This window comes from Rhizobium sp. SVR5-2C (assembly GCF_056755115.1).
The window spans coordinates 1-233 of sequence record NZ_JBNDHT010000627.1 but is presented as its reverse complement, the minus strand read 5'-3'; the positions used below and the strand labels follow the sequence as shown (position 1 = coordinate 233).

The window sequence follows — 233 nt, the reverse complement described above, 5'->3', positions numbered from 1 at the left end:
ACAGCCGTGCCTGCTTCTGACCGAAGTCGCCCGTAAGGTGCTCTGCACCGATTACGAGGAGCGACATCTTGAGCTTGTCGGCCGCCTTAGCCTTGGTGAACGCCTGGTTCTTGAACGCCTGGCGGTAGACTTCGAAGATGGGCCGCAGCCCGCCCGGACCTGTGCAGCACCGTGCGGACTCGTTGACGGCGACCTCGGGGATCGCATGGGGGTCGTAGGTTTCCGCCTTCATC

General features: G+C 63.1%; 1 protein-coding gene. It reads right to left on the bottom strand.

Features of this window, described 5'->3' with window-relative positions; translation table 11 throughout:
* On the bottom strand, positions 1–233 hold a 233-nt coding region (locus tag ACPYOI_RS37160; RefSeq protein ID WP_481424318.1), incomplete at both ends, for a hypothetical protein.